Source organism: Micromonospora sp. CA-248212, assembly GCF_050948405.1.
In the GTDB taxonomy this organism is placed as follows: Bacteria; Actinomycetota; Actinomycetes; order Mycobacteriales; family Micromonosporaceae; genus Micromonospora.
This window is the reverse complement of record NZ_CP192023.1, coordinates 5,749,199-5,765,077: the sequence shown is the minus strand read 5'-3', so window position 1 is coordinate 5,765,077 and position 15,879 is coordinate 5,749,199. Positions and strand designations below refer to the sequence as shown.

General features: G+C 72.2%; 10 protein-coding genes and 1 pseudogene. 6 read left to right on the top strand and 5 right to left on the bottom strand.

Annotated elements, in window-relative coordinates:
* Positions 1-50: 50 nt before the first annotated feature.
* Both ACQP03_RS26995 and ACQP03_RS26990 read right to left on the bottom strand, forming a co-directional pair.
* Positions 51-710 (bottom strand): C39 family peptidase, encoded by a 660-nt coding sequence (locus tag ACQP03_RS26995; RefSeq protein ID WP_357397158.1) that lies wholly within the window; start codon positions 708-710, stop codon positions 51-53.
* Positions 711-1,369: 659 nt separating this feature from the next.
* Positions 1,370-3,100 carry a beta-N-acetylhexosaminidase gene (locus tag ACQP03_RS26990; protein ID WP_433458939.1) on the bottom strand — a complete coding sequence of 577 codons (1,731 nt, stop codon included), beginning with the start codon at positions 3,098-3,100 and terminating at the stop codon, positions 1,370-1,372.
* A 259-nt stretch (positions 3,101-3,359) separates the two neighbouring features.
* On the opposite strand from ACQP03_RS26990, the gene ppdK reads away from it, so the two are divergent.
* From ppdK to ACQP03_RS26970, 4 genes are all read left to right on the top strand, one after another.
* Positions 3,360-6,068, top strand: a complete 2,709-nt coding sequence (ppdK, locus tag ACQP03_RS26985; protein ID WP_433458937.1) for a pyruvate, phosphate dikinase — start codon at positions 3,360-3,362, stop codon at positions 6,066-6,068.
* A gap of 155 nt (positions 6,069-6,223) precedes the next feature.
* Positions 6,224-6,577, top strand: a complete 354-nt coding sequence (locus ACQP03_RS26980) for a VOC family protein (protein ID WP_357133311.1) — start codon at positions 6,224-6,226, stop codon at positions 6,575-6,577.
* A gap of 42 nt (positions 6,578-6,619) precedes the next feature.
* Positions 6,620-7,861 (top strand): deoxyguanosinetriphosphate triphosphohydrolase, encoded by a 1,242-nt coding sequence (locus ACQP03_RS26975; RefSeq protein ID WP_396833296.1) that lies wholly within the window; start codon positions 6,620-6,622, stop codon positions 7,859-7,861.
* 14 nt (positions 7,862-7,875) lie between these two features.
* A complete protein-coding gene (locus ACQP03_RS26970) occupies positions 7,876-8,706 on the top strand; it encodes a siderophore-interacting protein (RefSeq protein ID WP_357133315.1) in 831 nt (276 codons plus the stop codon).
* A 12-nt stretch (positions 8,707-8,718) separates the two neighbouring features.
* Here the strand turns inward: ACQP03_RS26970 and ACQP03_RS26965 are convergent, their stop codons facing one another.
* Positions 8,719-9,906, bottom strand: coding sequence for a low temperature requirement protein A (locus ACQP03_RS26965; protein WP_357397166.1), 1,188 nt, complete (start codon positions 9,904-9,906; stop codon positions 8,719-8,721).
* Positions 9,907-10,020: 114 nt separating this feature from the next.
* On the opposite strand from ACQP03_RS26965, the pseudogene dnaG reads away from it, so the two are divergent.
* Together dnaG and ACQP03_RS26955 are read left to right on the top strand one after the other, a co-directional pair.
* A pseudogene (dnaG, locus tag ACQP03_RS26960) lies at positions 10,021-11,923 on the top strand (DNA primase).
* Positions 11,924-12,460 (top strand): hypothetical protein, encoded by a 537-nt coding sequence (locus tag ACQP03_RS26955; protein WP_357397168.1) that lies wholly within the window; start codon positions 11,924-11,926, stop codon positions 12,458-12,460.
* A 7-nt stretch (positions 12,461-12,467) separates the two neighbouring features.
* Here the strand turns inward: ACQP03_RS26955 and ACQP03_RS26950 are convergent, their stop codons facing one another.
* Together ACQP03_RS26950 and ACQP03_RS26945 are read right to left on the bottom strand one after the other, a co-directional pair.
* Positions 12,468-13,487: a TAXI family TRAP transporter solute-binding subunit gene (locus ACQP03_RS26950; RefSeq protein ID WP_357175815.1), complete on the bottom strand. Its 1,020-nt coding sequence runs from the start codon at positions 13,485-13,487 to the stop codon at positions 12,468-12,470.
* A complete protein-coding gene (locus tag ACQP03_RS26945) occupies positions 13,484-15,568 on the bottom strand; it encodes a TRAP transporter permease (RefSeq protein ID WP_357397171.1) in 2,085 nt (694 codons plus the stop codon). Before ACQP03_RS26945 ends, ACQP03_RS26950 begins: the two co-directional genes overlap by 4 nt.
* Between the last annotated feature and the right edge of the window lie 311 nt (positions 15,569-15,879).

The window sequence follows — 15,879 nt, the reverse complement described above, 5'->3', positions numbered from 1 at the left end:
CCGGACCCCGGGTGCGGGGTCCGGCCCTTGTCGGTGGTGCGGGTCGCGGGTCAGCTGGTGGCGTAGCCGCGGGTGGCGATCCAGTCGGCGAGGTGCTCGATGGTGATCTGGTACGAGGCGGTGTCCGGGTTGGCGGAGTCGGCGATCGTGACGACGTTGCCGTTGTCGCGGTAGCCGGTCACGCTGATGTAGTGCCCGCCCTCGTAGGAGTGGGTGTTGCCGTCGGTGTCGGTGCTGGTGCCGGCGATGTTGGCGACCACGGCCCGACCGTCGTCCACGGTCTTGACCACGTCGGCGCGCAGCGTGTCGGTCTGCTTGGCGTCGGCGTCGGGGCTGCTGATCTCCACCGACCGGTAGGCGTCGGCCTTGCCGGTCTCCTTGTTCAGCACCGGGGTGATGTCGTTGATGCTGTTGGTGCCGGCCTCGGTGGTGCCCATCTCCTTGGCCATGGCGTCCACGTCGATGTTCTTACCCTGCACGCTCAGCGCGTTACGGGTAGCGGCGGGGCCGCAGTAGTAGAAGTTCGGCTGCGCCTCGTAGCGCACGCCGAGCTCCCGCTCACCGTGACCCTTGCGGTCCGACTGGGTCTGGGTGCTGGGCTTGGCGTCGGACATGGCGTAAGCGGCGGTCACCGGACCGGCGATCGCTCCACCGGTGAAGGCGAGGCCAGCGGCGGTCAGGGCGGTCTTGCGAATCAGATCGGTACGCATGATGGCGTGCTCCTCTGCTTCATCGGGGGATACGCACTCGGCACACGGGGGTGTGCCGGACGGAAGTTCTTGGGGATCGGCCCGGCGACCCGGCGGGGCCTGCTCGGGGGTGTCCCGGAGGGTGGTGCAACGGTCCGGGCCAGCGGATCATTCCCGCCGGGGAACCGGGTACGGCCGGTGGTGCTCGGCCGTGCGGGGATGTAACGACGCCGACCTGGCGGGTGTTCCCGGCGGCGGTTGCCGCGAGCCGGCGTGGTGGTGCTCGGTGGTGCGGGGGGTGTAACGACGCCGACCCGGCGGGTGTTCCCGGCGGCGGCTGCCGGCCTGGGCCGGTGCTGCTCGGTGGTGCGGGGGATGTAACGACGCCGACCCGGTGGGTGTTCCCCGGGGGCCGGACGGGCGCTGCGGCCTGTAGGTCGCGGCGGCTCGGTCCGTATAACGACCCCGCCCGACCCGCGATTCCGCCGCCCGGGGCCGTCCGCCACGGGACGATCACACCACGGCCGCCCAAATCACCCACCCGGACCGGACCTCACCCGCCAATCGGGGTGATCGACTCGACGTCAGCGATGTCGGGGTATCCGGGCGCGCGGGACACCCCGATATCGGTCAACCCGAGTCGATCATGGTCGGTTGACAACCTCGGGGGTGCCGTGTCGTCAGCGTTCGGCGGTGTCTGCCTTGGCGGCGGGGCGCTGGCCCGGGATGGTCGGAATGGCCGGCCAGGGGATCTCGGGGCTGCGGTGGAAGGTGATCCCTGCGGTGGACCAGCGCGGGCCGTGTCCGGCCAGCCGGTCCCGGAAGCCGGCCCAGTCGTGCGTCGCCCGGGGCGACCAGCCCAGCTCGGCGATGGCGGGGAGCCGGGGGAGCAGCAGGAACTCGATGTCGGCCAGCGAGGTGACCGATTCGGTCCACAGCGGGGCCTCCACGCCGAGGACGGCCGTGCTGGGCACGCCGTCGACGTGTGTGCCCGGATCCCAGTCGTACGCGCGGCGTACGTCGATGAGGCCGGCCCAGTCGTGCCCGATCGGGGTCTCGTCGGCGTACTTCATGTCCAGGTACGCGTGGTTGCCGGGGGAGACGATCAGTCGGGCGCCCCGGCGGACGGCGTCGGCGGTGGTGGGGTCGTCGGTGTCCGTACCCCACCACTGCAGGACCCGCCCGTCGACGTGGGCGGCCGGGGCGAGCTGATGCCAGCCCACCACGGTCTTGCCGGTGTCGGCGACGAGTCGCTGCGCCCTCTGCACGAAACCGGTGTAGACCGCGCCCTTGACCTTGAACGCCTCGTCGCCGCCGATGTGCAGCCACGGCCCCGGGGTGAGGGCGGCGACCTCGCCGAGTACGTCGGCGATGAAGTCGTACGTCTGCTCGTCGGCCGGGTCGACGTAGCTGAAGCCGACCTCGGTGCCGGTGTACGGCGCGGGCGCGACCTTGTCCGGCGCGAGGCGCGGGTACGCGACGAGCGCCGCGTTGGTGTGGCCCGGAAGGTCGATCTCCGGGACGACGGTGACGTGCCGGGCGGACGCGTACGAGACGATCCGCCGGTAGTCGTCCTTGGTGTAGTGCCCGCCGGGGCCGCCGCCGACCTCGCTCGCCCCGCCGACGGTGGCGAGCCTCGGCCAGGAGTCGACGGCGATGCGCCAGCCCTGATCGTCGGTGAGGTGCAGGTGCAGGTGGTTGAGCTTGTAGCGGGCCAGGTGGTCGATCACCCGCAGGACGTCCTCGACGGCGAAGAAGTGTCGGGCTACGTCGAGCATCGCGCCCCGGTACGGGAAGCGGGGGCGGTCCAGGATCGTGCCGCCGGGCAACGCCCAGCGGGCAGCCACCGGCGTCGGGCTCTCCACGGCGGCCGGGAGGAGCTGCCGGAGCGTCTGGACGCCGTAGAAGAGACCGGTGGCGGTCGCGGCGATGACGCGTACCCCGGTGGTGGTCACGTCGAGCCGGTAGCCCTCCGCCCCGAGGTCGGCGCTCTCGCCGGGGGTGGGGGGCGTCGTCGGGGTCGTGCCGGCCAGGGTGAGCGTCAGCGTGCCGGCCGGGTCCGCCGCGAGGGTGTCGGCGACGGGCAGCGGGAAACCGGTCGCCGGGCGCAGCAGCTGGGCCAGGTGGTCGGCCACCTCCCGGGCGCCCGGGTGGGCGGTGACCCGGATGGCGGTGTCCCCGTCGAGCACGAACGTCACCCCCGGGTCCGCGTCGAGGAGTTCCGGTGCCGGCACGACGTTGTCGAGGCCGACCGGCGGGGCGAGCAGGTCGTCACCGGCCGCCCGAGCGGCGAGCGCCGCCAGGTCACCGGCCTCCGGCTGGTGCGCGGGCAGCGCGATCCCGTCGGCGGCGGCGGGGTGAGCGGCGGTGCTCGGGTCCGGGGTGGGGGAGGAGATCGGGAGGGAGGACACGACGACGGCTCCGGAAGGGGTTATTTCGCGTCGGATATGGCAAAAGCGAGCTTCGGCAGATCCAGTGGCGTCAACAATACGAGGACCGGGGATATTGCGTGATTGTGCGCGTGGAAGCGTTCCCAAAAACCGGTACGAACGCGGATAGTCGTGATAGCTGTGCCTATTGTCACCGAACGGTCCCAGGCCACCCGATCTTCGCTTAACCTTCGCCCTGAACCTTCGTTAAGTGTCAATCCGGCGCGCGTGGGAGGCTCTGGTGGCAGCGCAAGAGACCGACGAACACAAGTACGTCTACGACTTCTCCGAGGGCAACAAGGACCTGAAGGACCTGCTCGGAGGCAAGGGCGCCAACCTCGCCGAGATGACCAACCTCGGCCTGCCCGTGCCGCCCGGCTTCACCATCACCACCGAGGCGTGCCAGGCGTACCTCGCGACCGGCCGGGAGCCCGACGGCCTCGCCGGTCAGATCGAGGCGCACCTGCAGGCGCTGGAGCGCGAGATGGGCAAGCGTCTCGGCGACCCGGGCGACCCGCTGCTGGTGTCCGTCCGTTCCGGCGCGAAGTTCTCCATGCCCGGCATGATGGAGACCGTCCTCAACGTCGGCCTCAACGACCAGAGCGTGGTGGGGCTCGCCGCGCAGGCGGGCCAGAACGACCGCTTCGCCTGGGACTCGTACCGCCGACTCATCCAGATGTTCGGCAAGACCGTCTGCGAGGTGCCGGGCGAGGAGTTCGAGCACGCCCTCGACGAGATCAAGAGCGCCAAGGGTACGCACAACGACCTGGACCTGGACGCGGACGATCTGCGAGGGCTCGTCGACGCGTACAAGAAGATCTTCGCCAAGCACACCGGCCGGGAGTTCCCACAGCAGCCGCGTGAGCAGCTCGACCTGGCCATCCGCGCCGTCTTCGAGTCGTGGAACGCCGAGCGCGCGGTGCTCTACCGCCGCCAGGAGCGCATCCCGGCCGACCTCGGCACCGCCGTCAACGTGGTGACCATGGTCTTCGGCAACCTCGGCCCGGACTCGGGCACCGGGGTCGCGTTCACCCGGGACCCGGGCAGCGGCGCGCAGGGCATCTACGGCGACTACCTGGCCAACGCCCAGGGCGAGGACGTGGTGGCCGGCATCCGCAACACGGTGCCGTTGCAGGAGTTGGAGCGGCTGGACAAGTCCTCCTACGACGAGCTGTTGTCGATCATGGCCCGGTTGGAGGAGCACTACCGGGACCTGTGCGACATCGAGTTCACCATCGAGCGCGGCAAGCTGTGGATGTTGCAGACGAGGGTCGGCAAGCGGACGGCCGCCGCCGCGTTCGTCATCGCCGGGCAGCTCGTCGACGAGGGCCTGATCGACGAGGACGAGGCCCTGCACCGGGTCAACGGCGCGCAGCTCGCCCAGCTCATGTTCCCCCGCTTCCAGCTCGACCACGAGTTCGAGGCGGTCGCCACGGGCATCGGCGCGTCACCCGGCGCGGCGTCCGGCAAGGTGGTCTTCACCTCCGCGCGGGCCGTCGAGCTGGCCGCCGAGGGTGAGTCGGTGATCCTGGTCCGCCGGGAGACCAACCCGGACGACCTGAACGGCATGATCGCCGCGAAGGGCATCCTCACCTCGCGCGGCGGCAAGACCAGCCACGCCGCGGTGGTGGCCCGGGGCATGGGCAAGACCTGCGTCTCCGGCGCGGACGAGATCGACGTCAACGTGCCCGCGAAGCGGTTCACCGTGGCCGGGCAGACCGTCGACGAGGGCGACGTCGTCTCCATCGACGGCACCACCGGCAAGGTGTACCTGGGCGAGGTGCCGGTCATGCCGTCGGAGGTGGTGCAGTACTTCGAGGGCAGCCTCGACGACGAACACGTCGACAACCCGCTCGTCCGGGCCGTACACCGGATCATGACGCACGCCGACGGGAAGCGGCGGCTGGCGGTCCGCACGAACGCCGACACCGGCGCGGACGCGGCCCGCGCCCGGCGCTTCGGCGCCGAGGGCATCGGGCTGTGCCGCACCGAGCACATGTTCCTCGGTGACCGGCGCGAGCTGGTGGAGCGGCTGATCCTGGCCCGCGCCGAGGGTGAGCGCGGCGAGGCGCTGGCCGCGCTGCTGCCGATGCAGCGGGCCGACTTCGAGGAGATCTTCCGCGAGATGGACGGCCTGCCGGTCACCGTCCGGCTGATCGACCCGCCGCTGCACGAGTTCCTACCGCCGCTGGAACAGCTCGCGGTCAACGTGGCGGTCGCCCAGGAGCGCGGCGAGGACGTGGCCAAGGAGGAGGCGCTGCTCGCGGCCGTCCGGCGGATGCACGAGGAGAACCCGATGCTCGGGCTGCGGGGCGTACGCCTCGGCCTGGTCATCCCCGGCCTGTTCGCGATGCAGGTCCGGGCCATCGCCGAGGCCGCCGTCGCGGTCGTCCGCGCCGGTGGCAAAGCCTGCCCCGAGATCATGGTGCCGCTGGTCGGGGCCGTGCAGGAGTTGGAGACGGTACGCGCCGAGGCCGAGAAGATCATCGCCGAGGTGGTCGGGGACAGCGGCGTCGAGGTGCTGATCGGCACCATGATCGAGGTGCCCCGGGCGGCGCTGACCGCCGGTCAGATCGCCGAGGCCGCCGAGTTCTTCTCGTTCGGCACCAACGACCTGACGCAGATGGGCTGGGGCTTCTCCCGGGACGACGTCGAGGGCGCGTTCTTCTGGCGGTACCTGGAGCTGGGCATCTTCGGCATCTCGCCGTTCGAGTCGATCGACCGTGACGGCGTCGGCCGGCTGGTGCGGATCGCCGCCGAGGAGGGGCGGGCCGCCCGCGCCGGGCTGAAGCTCGGCGTCTGTGGCGAGCACGGCGGCGACCCCGACTCGGTGCACTTCTTCCACGAGGTCGGCCTGGACTACGTGTCCTGCTCGCCGTTCCGGGTGCCGGTCGCACGCCTGGAGGCTGGCCGCGCGGCAGTGCAGACCGACGGCTCGGACAGTCGCTGACGCGTGACGCCGTGGCGGACCCGGGCGACCGGGCCGCCACGGCGCCCCACCACCCGTCGCCGCGTCGGGGGCACGTCAAGGAGCCGTGACGGGCGTAACCTTGGCTCGCTCGCAACGGCCGATTGTCTACGCCGTCGAACGGGAAGGGTGACTGAATGACAAGCGTCTGGGAGAGCCTCACCGTCGATGCCCGTGATCCGGCACGGCTGGCCCGCTGGTGGGCCGAGGCGCTCGGCTATCAGATCATTTCCGACAAGCCGAGTGGCGTGGAGATCCGCCAGTCGCCGGATCGGTCCCCCGCGATCTTCTTCGGCCCGGTCGCCGAGGGCAAGGTACGAAAGAACCGGCTCCACCTCGACCTGCGTCCCGCCGACCGGGAGGCCGAGGTCGAGCGACTGGTCGACATGGGCGCCCGGCACGTCGACATCGGTCAGGGCGACGTGGAGTGGACGGTGCTCGCCGACCCGGAGGGCAACGAGTTCTGCGTGCTGCCTGAGCGCGAGGAGTGAGCCGGTTTTGCGAGCCCCGCAGTCGCGAACAACAGCGGCTGAGTGAAAGTGAGCGTTGATCCGGCCGACCGGTTGGTGGCGGAGCCGCCCAAGGACACCGGCCACCGCCGGTCGCCGTACGAGCGTGATCGTGCCCGGGTGCTGCACTCGGCCGCGTTCCGCCGGTTGGCCACCAAGACGCAGGTGCACACCGCCGGCACCGACGACTTCCTGCGTACGCGGCTGACGCACTCGTTGGAGGTGGCCCAGATCGCCCGGGAGATGGGCGCCCGGCTGGGCTGTGACCCGGACGTCGTCGACGTCGCCGGGCTCGCCCACGACCTGGGGCACCCGCCGTTCGGGCACAACGGCGAGGCCGCGCTGGACCTGCTCGCGTCGCCCTGCGGCGGCTTCGAGGGCAACGCGCAGACGCTGCGGGTGCTGACCCGGTTGGAGGCGAAGGTGCTCGCCCCGGACGGGTCGTCCGCCGGGCTGAACCTGACCCGGGCGTCGCTCGACGCGATCGGCAAGTACCCGTGGCCGCGCCGCCCGGGGCAGCGCAAATTCGGGGTGTACGCCGACGACACGGCGGTGTTCGAGTGGCTCCGGGCCGGTGCGCCGGGAGACCGGCGCTGCCTGGAGGCGCAGGTGATGGACTGGGCCGACGACGTCGCGTACTCGGTGCACGACGTCGAGGACGGCATCCACGGCGGGTACGTCACGCTGCGTCCGCTGCTCGCCGACGCCGACGAACGGGCCGCGCTCTGTGCCGACGTGGCCGCCACGTACTCGGGGGAGTCCTCGGCCGATCTGGCCGAGGTGCTGGTCGCGTTGCTGGCCGACCCGCTGCTCGCCCCCCTCGCCGCGTACGACGGCAGCCATCGTGCCCAGGTCGCGCTGAAGGCGACCACGAGCGGGCTGACCGGCCGGTTCGTGTCGGCGGCGGTGGAGGCCACCGAGCAGCGGTACGGCCCCGGCCCGCACCGCCGGTACGCCGCCGACCTGGTGGTGCCGAGGCGGGTCCGGGCGCAGTGTGCGCTGCTCAAGGGCATCGCCCTGCGGTACGTGATGCGGCGCACCGGGTTCCGGGGTCGCTACGAGCGGCAGCGGACGATGTTGGCCGAACTGGTGGCCGCGCTGGTGCGGCGGGCGCCGGACGGGCTTGATCCGATCTTCGCCCCGCTGTGGCGGGCCGCGCCCGACGACGACGCCCGGCTGCGCGTCGTGATTGACCAGGTCGCCTCGCTCACCGATCCGGCGGCGGTGAGCTGGCACACCCGTCTGGTGGACAGCTCGACTACTTAGGTTAGCCTAACTGCATGACGGAACGCCCCAGGAACGTCACCTCGGTCCGGGTGCTGCGCACCGAACGACCCACCCCGCACCTGATCCGGCTCGTCCTCGGTGGGGACGAACTGGTCGGCCTGCCGGTGGGCGAGTTCACCGACCACTACATCAAGCTGGTCTTCCCGCAGCCCGGTGTCGCGTACCCCGAGCCGCTCGACCTCGTCGCGATCCGCCGGGACATGCCCCGCGAGCAGTGGCCCCGGCTGCGCGCGTACACCGTGCGCCGGTGGGACCCGCGCGCCGGCGAGCTGACCGTCGACGTGGTGCACCACGGCGACGAGGGCCTGGCCGGGCCGTGGGCCGCCGCGCTGCGCCCCGGTGACCCGGTGCACTTCGTCGGCCCCGGCGGGGCGTACGCGCCGGACCCGGACGCGGACTGGCACCTGCTGGTCGGCGACGAGAGCGCCCTGCCGGCGATCGCCGCCGCGCTGGAACGGCTGCCGGTGGGCGCCCCGGCACACGTCTTCGTGGAGATCGCCGACCCGGCGGACGAGCAGAAGTTGCTCAGCCCCGGAGCGGTCACGCTCAGCTGGCTGCACCGTGGCGAACGCCCGGTGGGCGAGGCGCTGGTCGACGCGGTGCGCTCACTGGAGTTCCCGGCCGGCCAGGTGCACGCCTTCGTGCACGGCGAGGCGGCCTTCGTCCGGGAGCTGCGCCGGCTGCTGCGCGGTGAGCGCGGTGTGCCGCTGGACCGGCTCTCCATCTCCGGCTACTGGCGGCGGGGCATGGACGACGAGGGCTGGCGCTCGTCGAAGCAGGAGTGGAACCGGCAGGTCGCCGCCGAGGAGCCGGCCACCGCCTGAGCGCCGGCCAGCTCAGTCCTCGGCCGTCGTGGTGAGTCGTCGGGTGAGCAGCACCGCGTACCCGACGACCGCCACCGAGAGCAGGGACAGCATCAGCTTCGGTCCGTGCACCGCCGCGGTGATCAGGATGGCCGAGCCCACGCCGTAGCCGGCGATGCCCAGCCGACCGATGCTCGGCCGGTTCCACACCCAGTGCAACGCCAGCCCGCAGAGCACCCAGACGGTGAGCGTGGCCGCCAGCAGGAGCCGCAGCTCCATCGGCAGCCGGACCACCTCGTCGTCGGCCAGCCGGACCATCTGCCCGAGTGCCCAGCCGAGCAGCAGTAGCGCGCCGCCGAGCGGAATATGCAGGTAGGCGTACGTCTGGCCGCCGCGCAGCCGGCGCTGTGACTCGCGGGTGGTGACGAAGGTGGTGTAGACCCACCAGACGGCCGCCGGCACCAGGAAGGCCAGTCCCGCCGTGACGATCATGTGTGGCCGCGGATGGTCGGGCACCGCGAAGAGGAGGCTGGCCAGCGCGCTGCCCAGCACGATGATGGTGAACTGCCCGATCCGTTCCGGCAGGTGCTGGTCGTCGACCGGAAACCGGTTCAGCCAGCGCTTGCCGACCCACGGGGTGGCCAGCTCGATGAGCATCGCGACGATCCACAACGTCGGGCGCGTGTCGGTGGGTACGGCCAGCGAGGCCAGCCAGATCAGCCAGCTCGACCCGAAGCCGCACAGGTAGATCGTGGTCACCGTACGGGCCATCGGGCTGGTCGGGCGGGCCCGCAGATACAGCAGGAGCAGCACACCCCGCACGATCAGGTAGCCGACCGGCAGGAGCACGCTCTCCGGCACCTCGTCCACTCCGAGCGTGATCGTTCCCGCGCCGACCAGCGCGACCAGCACCAGGATCCGGTGCGGTACGTCGTCCGGGTCGAAGCGGGTGTCGTAGAACACCTGGCCCAACCAGGCCCACTGGACCACGACGAAGAGCCCCAGCACGGCCAGCACGGCGCTCGGCGACGGTGTGGGGTCGTCGCCCAACCGGCGTGTCACCGCCGCCAGCGCGTACACGAAGATGAGGTCGAGGAAAAGCTCCAGCCAGGTGGCGTGCCGTTCGCCGGTCTCACTCGCGCGCGGGCCGGACCCCCGTATCCGCAGCCGGCCGGCCACCCAATCCGGCGGCCGGGGCGTGTTGGCGCGTACCCTGCGCATCTGGTCATGGTCCCCGCGCGGACCCGCCGGCCGGGCCGGAACGGGCGAGTCCGATGGCGGCCCCCGCCACACCGGCGTCCCCCGGACGGCGTCTCGTCGGCCCGGCAGGGCAGGATGTACGGCGAGGGGGTGGCGCATGGCTGGGCGGATCCGGGACGAGGACATCGCGCTGGTCCGGGAACGCACCTCGATCGGGGATGTGATCTCCGAGACGGTCACCCTGAAGTCCGCCGGGGGCGGCAACCTCAAGGGCCTGTGCCCGTTCCACGACGAGAAGAGCCCGTCGTTCAACGTCTCGCCGGCCCGCAACGTCTGGTACTGCTTCGGCTGCGGGGCCGGCGGCGACGCGATCAAGTTCCTGATGGACGCGGAGCACCTGAGCTTCGTCGAGTCCGTCGAGCGGCTGGCCGGGCGCGCCGGCATCCAGCTCCGCTACGTCGAGGACGACCGGGGCGCCCCGCGTCCGCGCCCGCAGCAGGGCCAGCGCCAGCGACTGGTCGCCGCGCACGCCGCCGCCGTCGATTTCTACCGGGCGCAGCTCAGCACCGCCGGGGCCCGACCGGCGCGCGAGTTCCTGGCCCAACGTGGATTCGACCGGGCCGCCGCCGAGCGCTACGGGTGCGGGTTCGCGCCGGAGGGCTGGGACCTGCTCACCAAGCACCTGCGTCAGCAGGGCTTCACCCACCAGGAGCTGGTCACCGCCGGGCTGTCCCGGGAGTCCCGCTCGGGCACGCTGATCGACCGGTTCCGTCGTCGGCTGCTCTGGCCGATCCGCGACCTGGCCGGCGACGTGATCGGCTTCGGGGCGCGCAAGCTCTTCGACGACGACGACGGCCCGAAGTACCTGAACACCCCCGAGACGCCGATCTACAAGAAGTCGCACGTGCTCTACGGCCTCGACCAGGCCAAGCGGGAGATCGCCAAGCAGGGCCGGGTGGTCGTCGTCGAGGGCTACACCGACGTGATGGCCTGTCACCTGGCCGACGTGCCGACGGCGGTGGCGACCTGCGGCACGGCGTTCGGCGCGGACCACATCGGGGTGCTGCGCCGGCTCCTGCTGGACACCGACTCGGTGGCCGGCGAGATCATCTTCACCTTCGACGGGGACGCCGCCGGTCAGAAGGCGGCGCTGCGCGCGTTCGGCGACGACCAGCGCTTCGTCGGGCGGACGTTCATCGCGGTCAGCCCCGACAACATGGACCCGTGTGAGCTGCGCCTGGCCAAGGGTGACCTGGCCGTGCGGGACCTGGTCGCCCGCCGTGAACCGCTCGTCGACTTCGCGCTGCGGCACGAGATCAGCCGCTTCGACCTGGACACCGTCGATGGCCGGGTGGAGGCCATGCGCCGGGCCGCGCCGCTGGTCGCGCAACTCAAAGACCGGGAAAAACGCCCAGAGTACGTCCGCAAGCTCGCCATGGACCTCGGGATGGAGATCGAGCCGGTGCAGCGGGCCGTGCTCGCCGCCGCCAACACTCCGCCGTCCGGCGGCCGGGACGCCGCGCCCGCTGCACGGCCCGCCCCGGCCCACCCCGAGCCGGCGGTGGACAGCCCACAGTCGATGGTCGAGCGCGAGGCGTTGAAACTCGCCCTGCAACAGCCCGTGCTGGCCGGGCCCATGTTCGACGCGGTCGAGGCCAGCGAGTACCGCCACCCGTTGCACGTGGCCGTGCGCGCGGCCGTGGCGGCGGCCGGCGGGGCCGCGTCGGCGACCGGCGGCGCGGTCTGGATCGAGAAGGTCCGCGACGCCAGCGAGGATCTGGCCGCCGCCGCGCTGGTCGGCGAGCTGGCCGTGGAGCCGCTCCGTATCGACGGCGAGCCCGACCCGCGCTACGTGTCGATCACCATGGCCCGGGTGCAGTTCGGGTCGGTGACGGCCCGCATCCGCGACCTCAAGTCGCGGATCCAGCGGATCAACCCGGTCAACAACAAGGACGAGTACTTCGCCGCCTTCGGGGAGCTGCTGTCGCTGGAACAGCACGCCCGGGCGCTGCGCGAGCAGGCCGCGGGAGGGCTCTAGATGGGACTGTTCAGCCGCAAGCCGAAGCTGCCCCCGGCCGACCGGCCGCCGTTGGCCGCCGACGAGCGGGTACTCGCCTGGGCGGCGGTGGGCAACGGCGAGGGCGACGGCGTGATCGTGGCCAGCAACCTCGGGCTGTGGCTGCCCGGTCGGGGGCACCGCATCGGCTGGCACGACCTGATCAAGGCGGTCTGGTCCGGTCGGGAGCTGACCGTCACGCCCGCCGAGACCGTCGTCGAGCGTGACGGCTACCTCGTGGTCGCCGACGGGCCGGCGGAGACGTACCTGCTGCTCGACCCCGGTGAGCTGCCACACCAGGTGCGCGCCCGGGTGACCCGCTCCGTCGCGTACACCGAACACCACCCGGTGCCCGGCGGCGCGGCGCGCGTCGCGGCCCGTCGCGCGGCCGGGGCCGACGGTCTGACCTGGACGGTCCGACTCGACCCCGGCACACCGGCGGACGACGAGGCGCTGCTCGCCGAGACCGACCGCCTGGTCGGCGTGGCCCGCGCCGCCACCGCGCCGACCGACCTCTGACCGACGGTCACCTCGCTCCCAGGTCGTTCAGCGCCTTCTCGGCGCCCCGGTGCAGCGGCACCGGCAGGGTCCGGCGGGCCCTCTCCAGCGTGATCCCCTTGGCCGCCGGGTTGGCCTGGGCCAGGGCGTCGCGCTTGTCGAACACCGTCCGGGTGATCACGCAGGCGACGTTGGCGTCCAGGTCCTCGCGAACCAGCAGCACGTTCGGCACGACGATGGTCGGGGTGTCGCTCGCCGTCCGGTACACGTCCCGACCGATCGTGCCGGCCTGATAGCCGGGGCCAAGCGCGGTCAGCTTCGGCAGCAGCGTCGAGATGTCGACGAACGTCACCGTGTCACCGGCGGTGGTGAACAGGTCCGTCAGGCCACTGGTGGGCAGGCCACCGGACCAGAAGAAGCCGTCGATGCTGCCGTCCTTGACGCCGTCGACCGTCTTGGCGAGGTCGAGTCGCTGCGCCCGGACGTCCTTGGCCGGGTCGAGTCCGGCGGCCTCCAGCAGCCGGTTCGCGATCACCTCCGTGCCGGACTTCGGGGAGCCCGTGGAGATCCGCTTACCGCGCATGCCGGCGACCGAGGTGATTCCGGCGTCCTTGCGGACCACCACCTGCGTGTAGTTGTCGTAGAGACGGGCCAAGGCCCGCACCGGCTGTGGGGCAGTGAAGCTGCCCTTGCCCTCGACCGCGTTGACCGCCGTGTCGAACAGCGAGAACGCCACGTCGTACTGGCCGCCGACCAACTGCTCCACGTTCTGCACCGACGCGCCGGTCTCGGCGGCGGTGCCGGTGAGCTTGCCGCCGGTCGCCCCGGACAACTGCCCGGCCAGGGCGTTGCCGACCGAGTAGTAGACGCCCGTCGAGTTGCCGGTGGCGATGCCCACGCGGGTCTCCCGGGTCACCTCGCAGGTGACCGCACTGGCCGTGTCGTCCGTGGCCGCGCCGCCCTGCTGGCCTCCGCAGCCGGTGACGCCCGCCAGGACGAGGGCGAGCGCGCCCACGCCCGCCGCGAGCCGTACGTCGGTTCGTCTCACAGTCTCTCCTCTGTTGGTGTTCGCGGTCGGCCCGCTGTTGGGGTGCGCGGTCGGCCCGTGGATCCGCGTCGGACGAGCACTCCCGCTGCCGCGATGGCGGCCAGCGCCACGCCCACCGCGACCGGCACGGGTTCGAGCCAGAGCAGGGTGACTCCGGCGACGGCGCCGAGCACCCGTTCCGGTGCGCCGGCGGGACCCACCCCGGGCAGCCAGCCACCGGCGGCGACAGCGAGCACCGCCACGCTGAGCGCCGTCACCACGGCCGCGACGGCGATCCGCGGCACGCCGCCGATGCCGAGCAGGCCCAGCCCGGTCGGGGTGATGACGAACGCGATCGGGGTGAGGTACGCCGGCAGCGCGTACCGCAGGGTCTGCCACATGGTCGGCACCAGCCGGCCCCCGGTGACGGCGGCCGCGGCCACGGCGGCGAGCGCGGTCGGCGGGGACACCTCGGACAGCACGGCGAAGTAGAAGACGAACATCGCCGCGGCGGGCGCGGCCACGCCCAGGTCGAGCAGGGCCGGGCCGACGATCACCCACCCGATCACGAACGAGGCGGTGACCGGCACGGCCAGGCCCAGCAGGCTGAGCGCGACGGCCGCGAGCAGCGCCGTGAGCACCAGGACCAGCGTCGGGTCGGCGGTGACCGCCTTCGCCCCGCCGATCAGCAACGCCGCCGTCTGCGGCCCGAGCCCGGTCTTCGTGGTGGTCGCCGTGATGATGCCGGCGGCGGCACACACGGCGGTGACGGCGAGCACCCCGCGTACGCCGGTGACCAGGGCGGTCACCAGCCGGGCCGGGGTGAGCCGGTGGGCGCGGTCCAGCCACGACAGCACGGCGGTGAGGACGATGGCGAACACCACGGCCCTCGTCGCGGAGACGCCGACCGCGAGGAACACGATGATCGCGATCAGCGAGGCGAAGTGGTAGCCGAAGCGGCCCAGCAGCCGCCACGGTGAGCCGACGTCGAGCACGACCGGACGTACGCCGGAGCGGCGGGCGTCGATCTCCACGGAGAGCAGGATGCCCAGGTAGTAGAGCACCGTCGGCACCGTCGCCCAACCCAGCACCTGAAGGTACGAAACGCCCAGGTACTCAGCGATGATGAACGCCGCCGCCCCGAGGGTGGGCGGGGACAGGATCGCGCCCACCCCGGCCGCCGCCAGCATGCCGCCGGCCCGCTCCGGTGGATAGCCGGCGCGACGCAGCAGCGGCCAGGTGACCGCGCCGATGCTCACCGTCGTCGCCGCACCCGAGCCGGAGACGGTGCCGAGCAGAAAGCCCGAGGCCACCGCCGTCCGACCGGCGGCGGTCCGGGAGCGGCGGAACGCGGCGCTCGACAGGTCGACGAAGAACCGCCCGGCCCCGGACAGCTCCAACACCGCGCCGTAGATGGTGAACAACACGATGTACGAGGCGGCCACGTCCAACGGGGTGCCGTAGAAACCGCTGTCGGAGTTGTAGAACGCGTCGATGAGTTGACGGAAGTCGAGCCCGGCGTGCGCGACCGGCCACGACTGCGGCAGCAACCCGCCGTAGTAGCCGTACCCGAGGAACAGCAGGCCGACCGCCGGCAGGATCCAACCGGTCGTACGCCGGCACGCCTCCAGCAGCAGGAGCAGCAGCACGGTGCCGAGCACCAGGTCGGTCGGCGCGAGCAGGCCCTGCCGGTCGAGGAACGCGTTGTAGCCGCCGCCACCCGTACCGATCGTGATCGGCAGGACGGGATAGAGGCAGGCCGCCACGGTCAGCGCGGCCAGCAGCCAGTCGACGAGGGTGGGCCGGGTGCTGTCGGTGTGGTCGGGGCGTGCCGTGCTGTCTGCGGGCCGGGTGCTGGCGGTGGCTTGTCGCCGCCGGCGCGGGCGGGTCCAGCGCGGCAGGTCGGCCGGGTAGGCGAGGAAGACCAGCGGGAGCACACCGGCCAAGAAGATGATCAGGTAGTACTTGCTGCCCTGTGCGAGCGGGCGGAACACCTGCCAGAGAGCGAGCGTGCCGACCGCCAGCGCCACTGTGCCGAGCAGGAGGGCCGCCGGACCGGCCAACACCCGGCCGGGCCTCTCGTCCTCGAACTGGGCCGCCACGTCCCTTGTGGCCCGCTCGGCGGCGCCGCCCGGCCCGGTCGGTTGTGCGGTCTCGGTTGGCTCTGCGGTGCGGGTCGGCTCTGCGGTCTGGGTCAGTTTCGCGGTCCGGGTCGGTTTCGCGGTCTCGGGCGGTTTCGCGGTGTCGGTCGGTTCTGGGGTCTCGGCGGTCGGCTCTGCCGTGTCGGCTGGTTCCGCGGCCTCGGCCGCTGGGCGCGGTCGAGGCGGCCTGTCGGCCGCAGTCGTGACGGGCTCGTCGGCGGGGCGCGTGTCGGGCCGGTCGGCGGGGCGCGTGTCGGGCCGGTCGGCGGGGC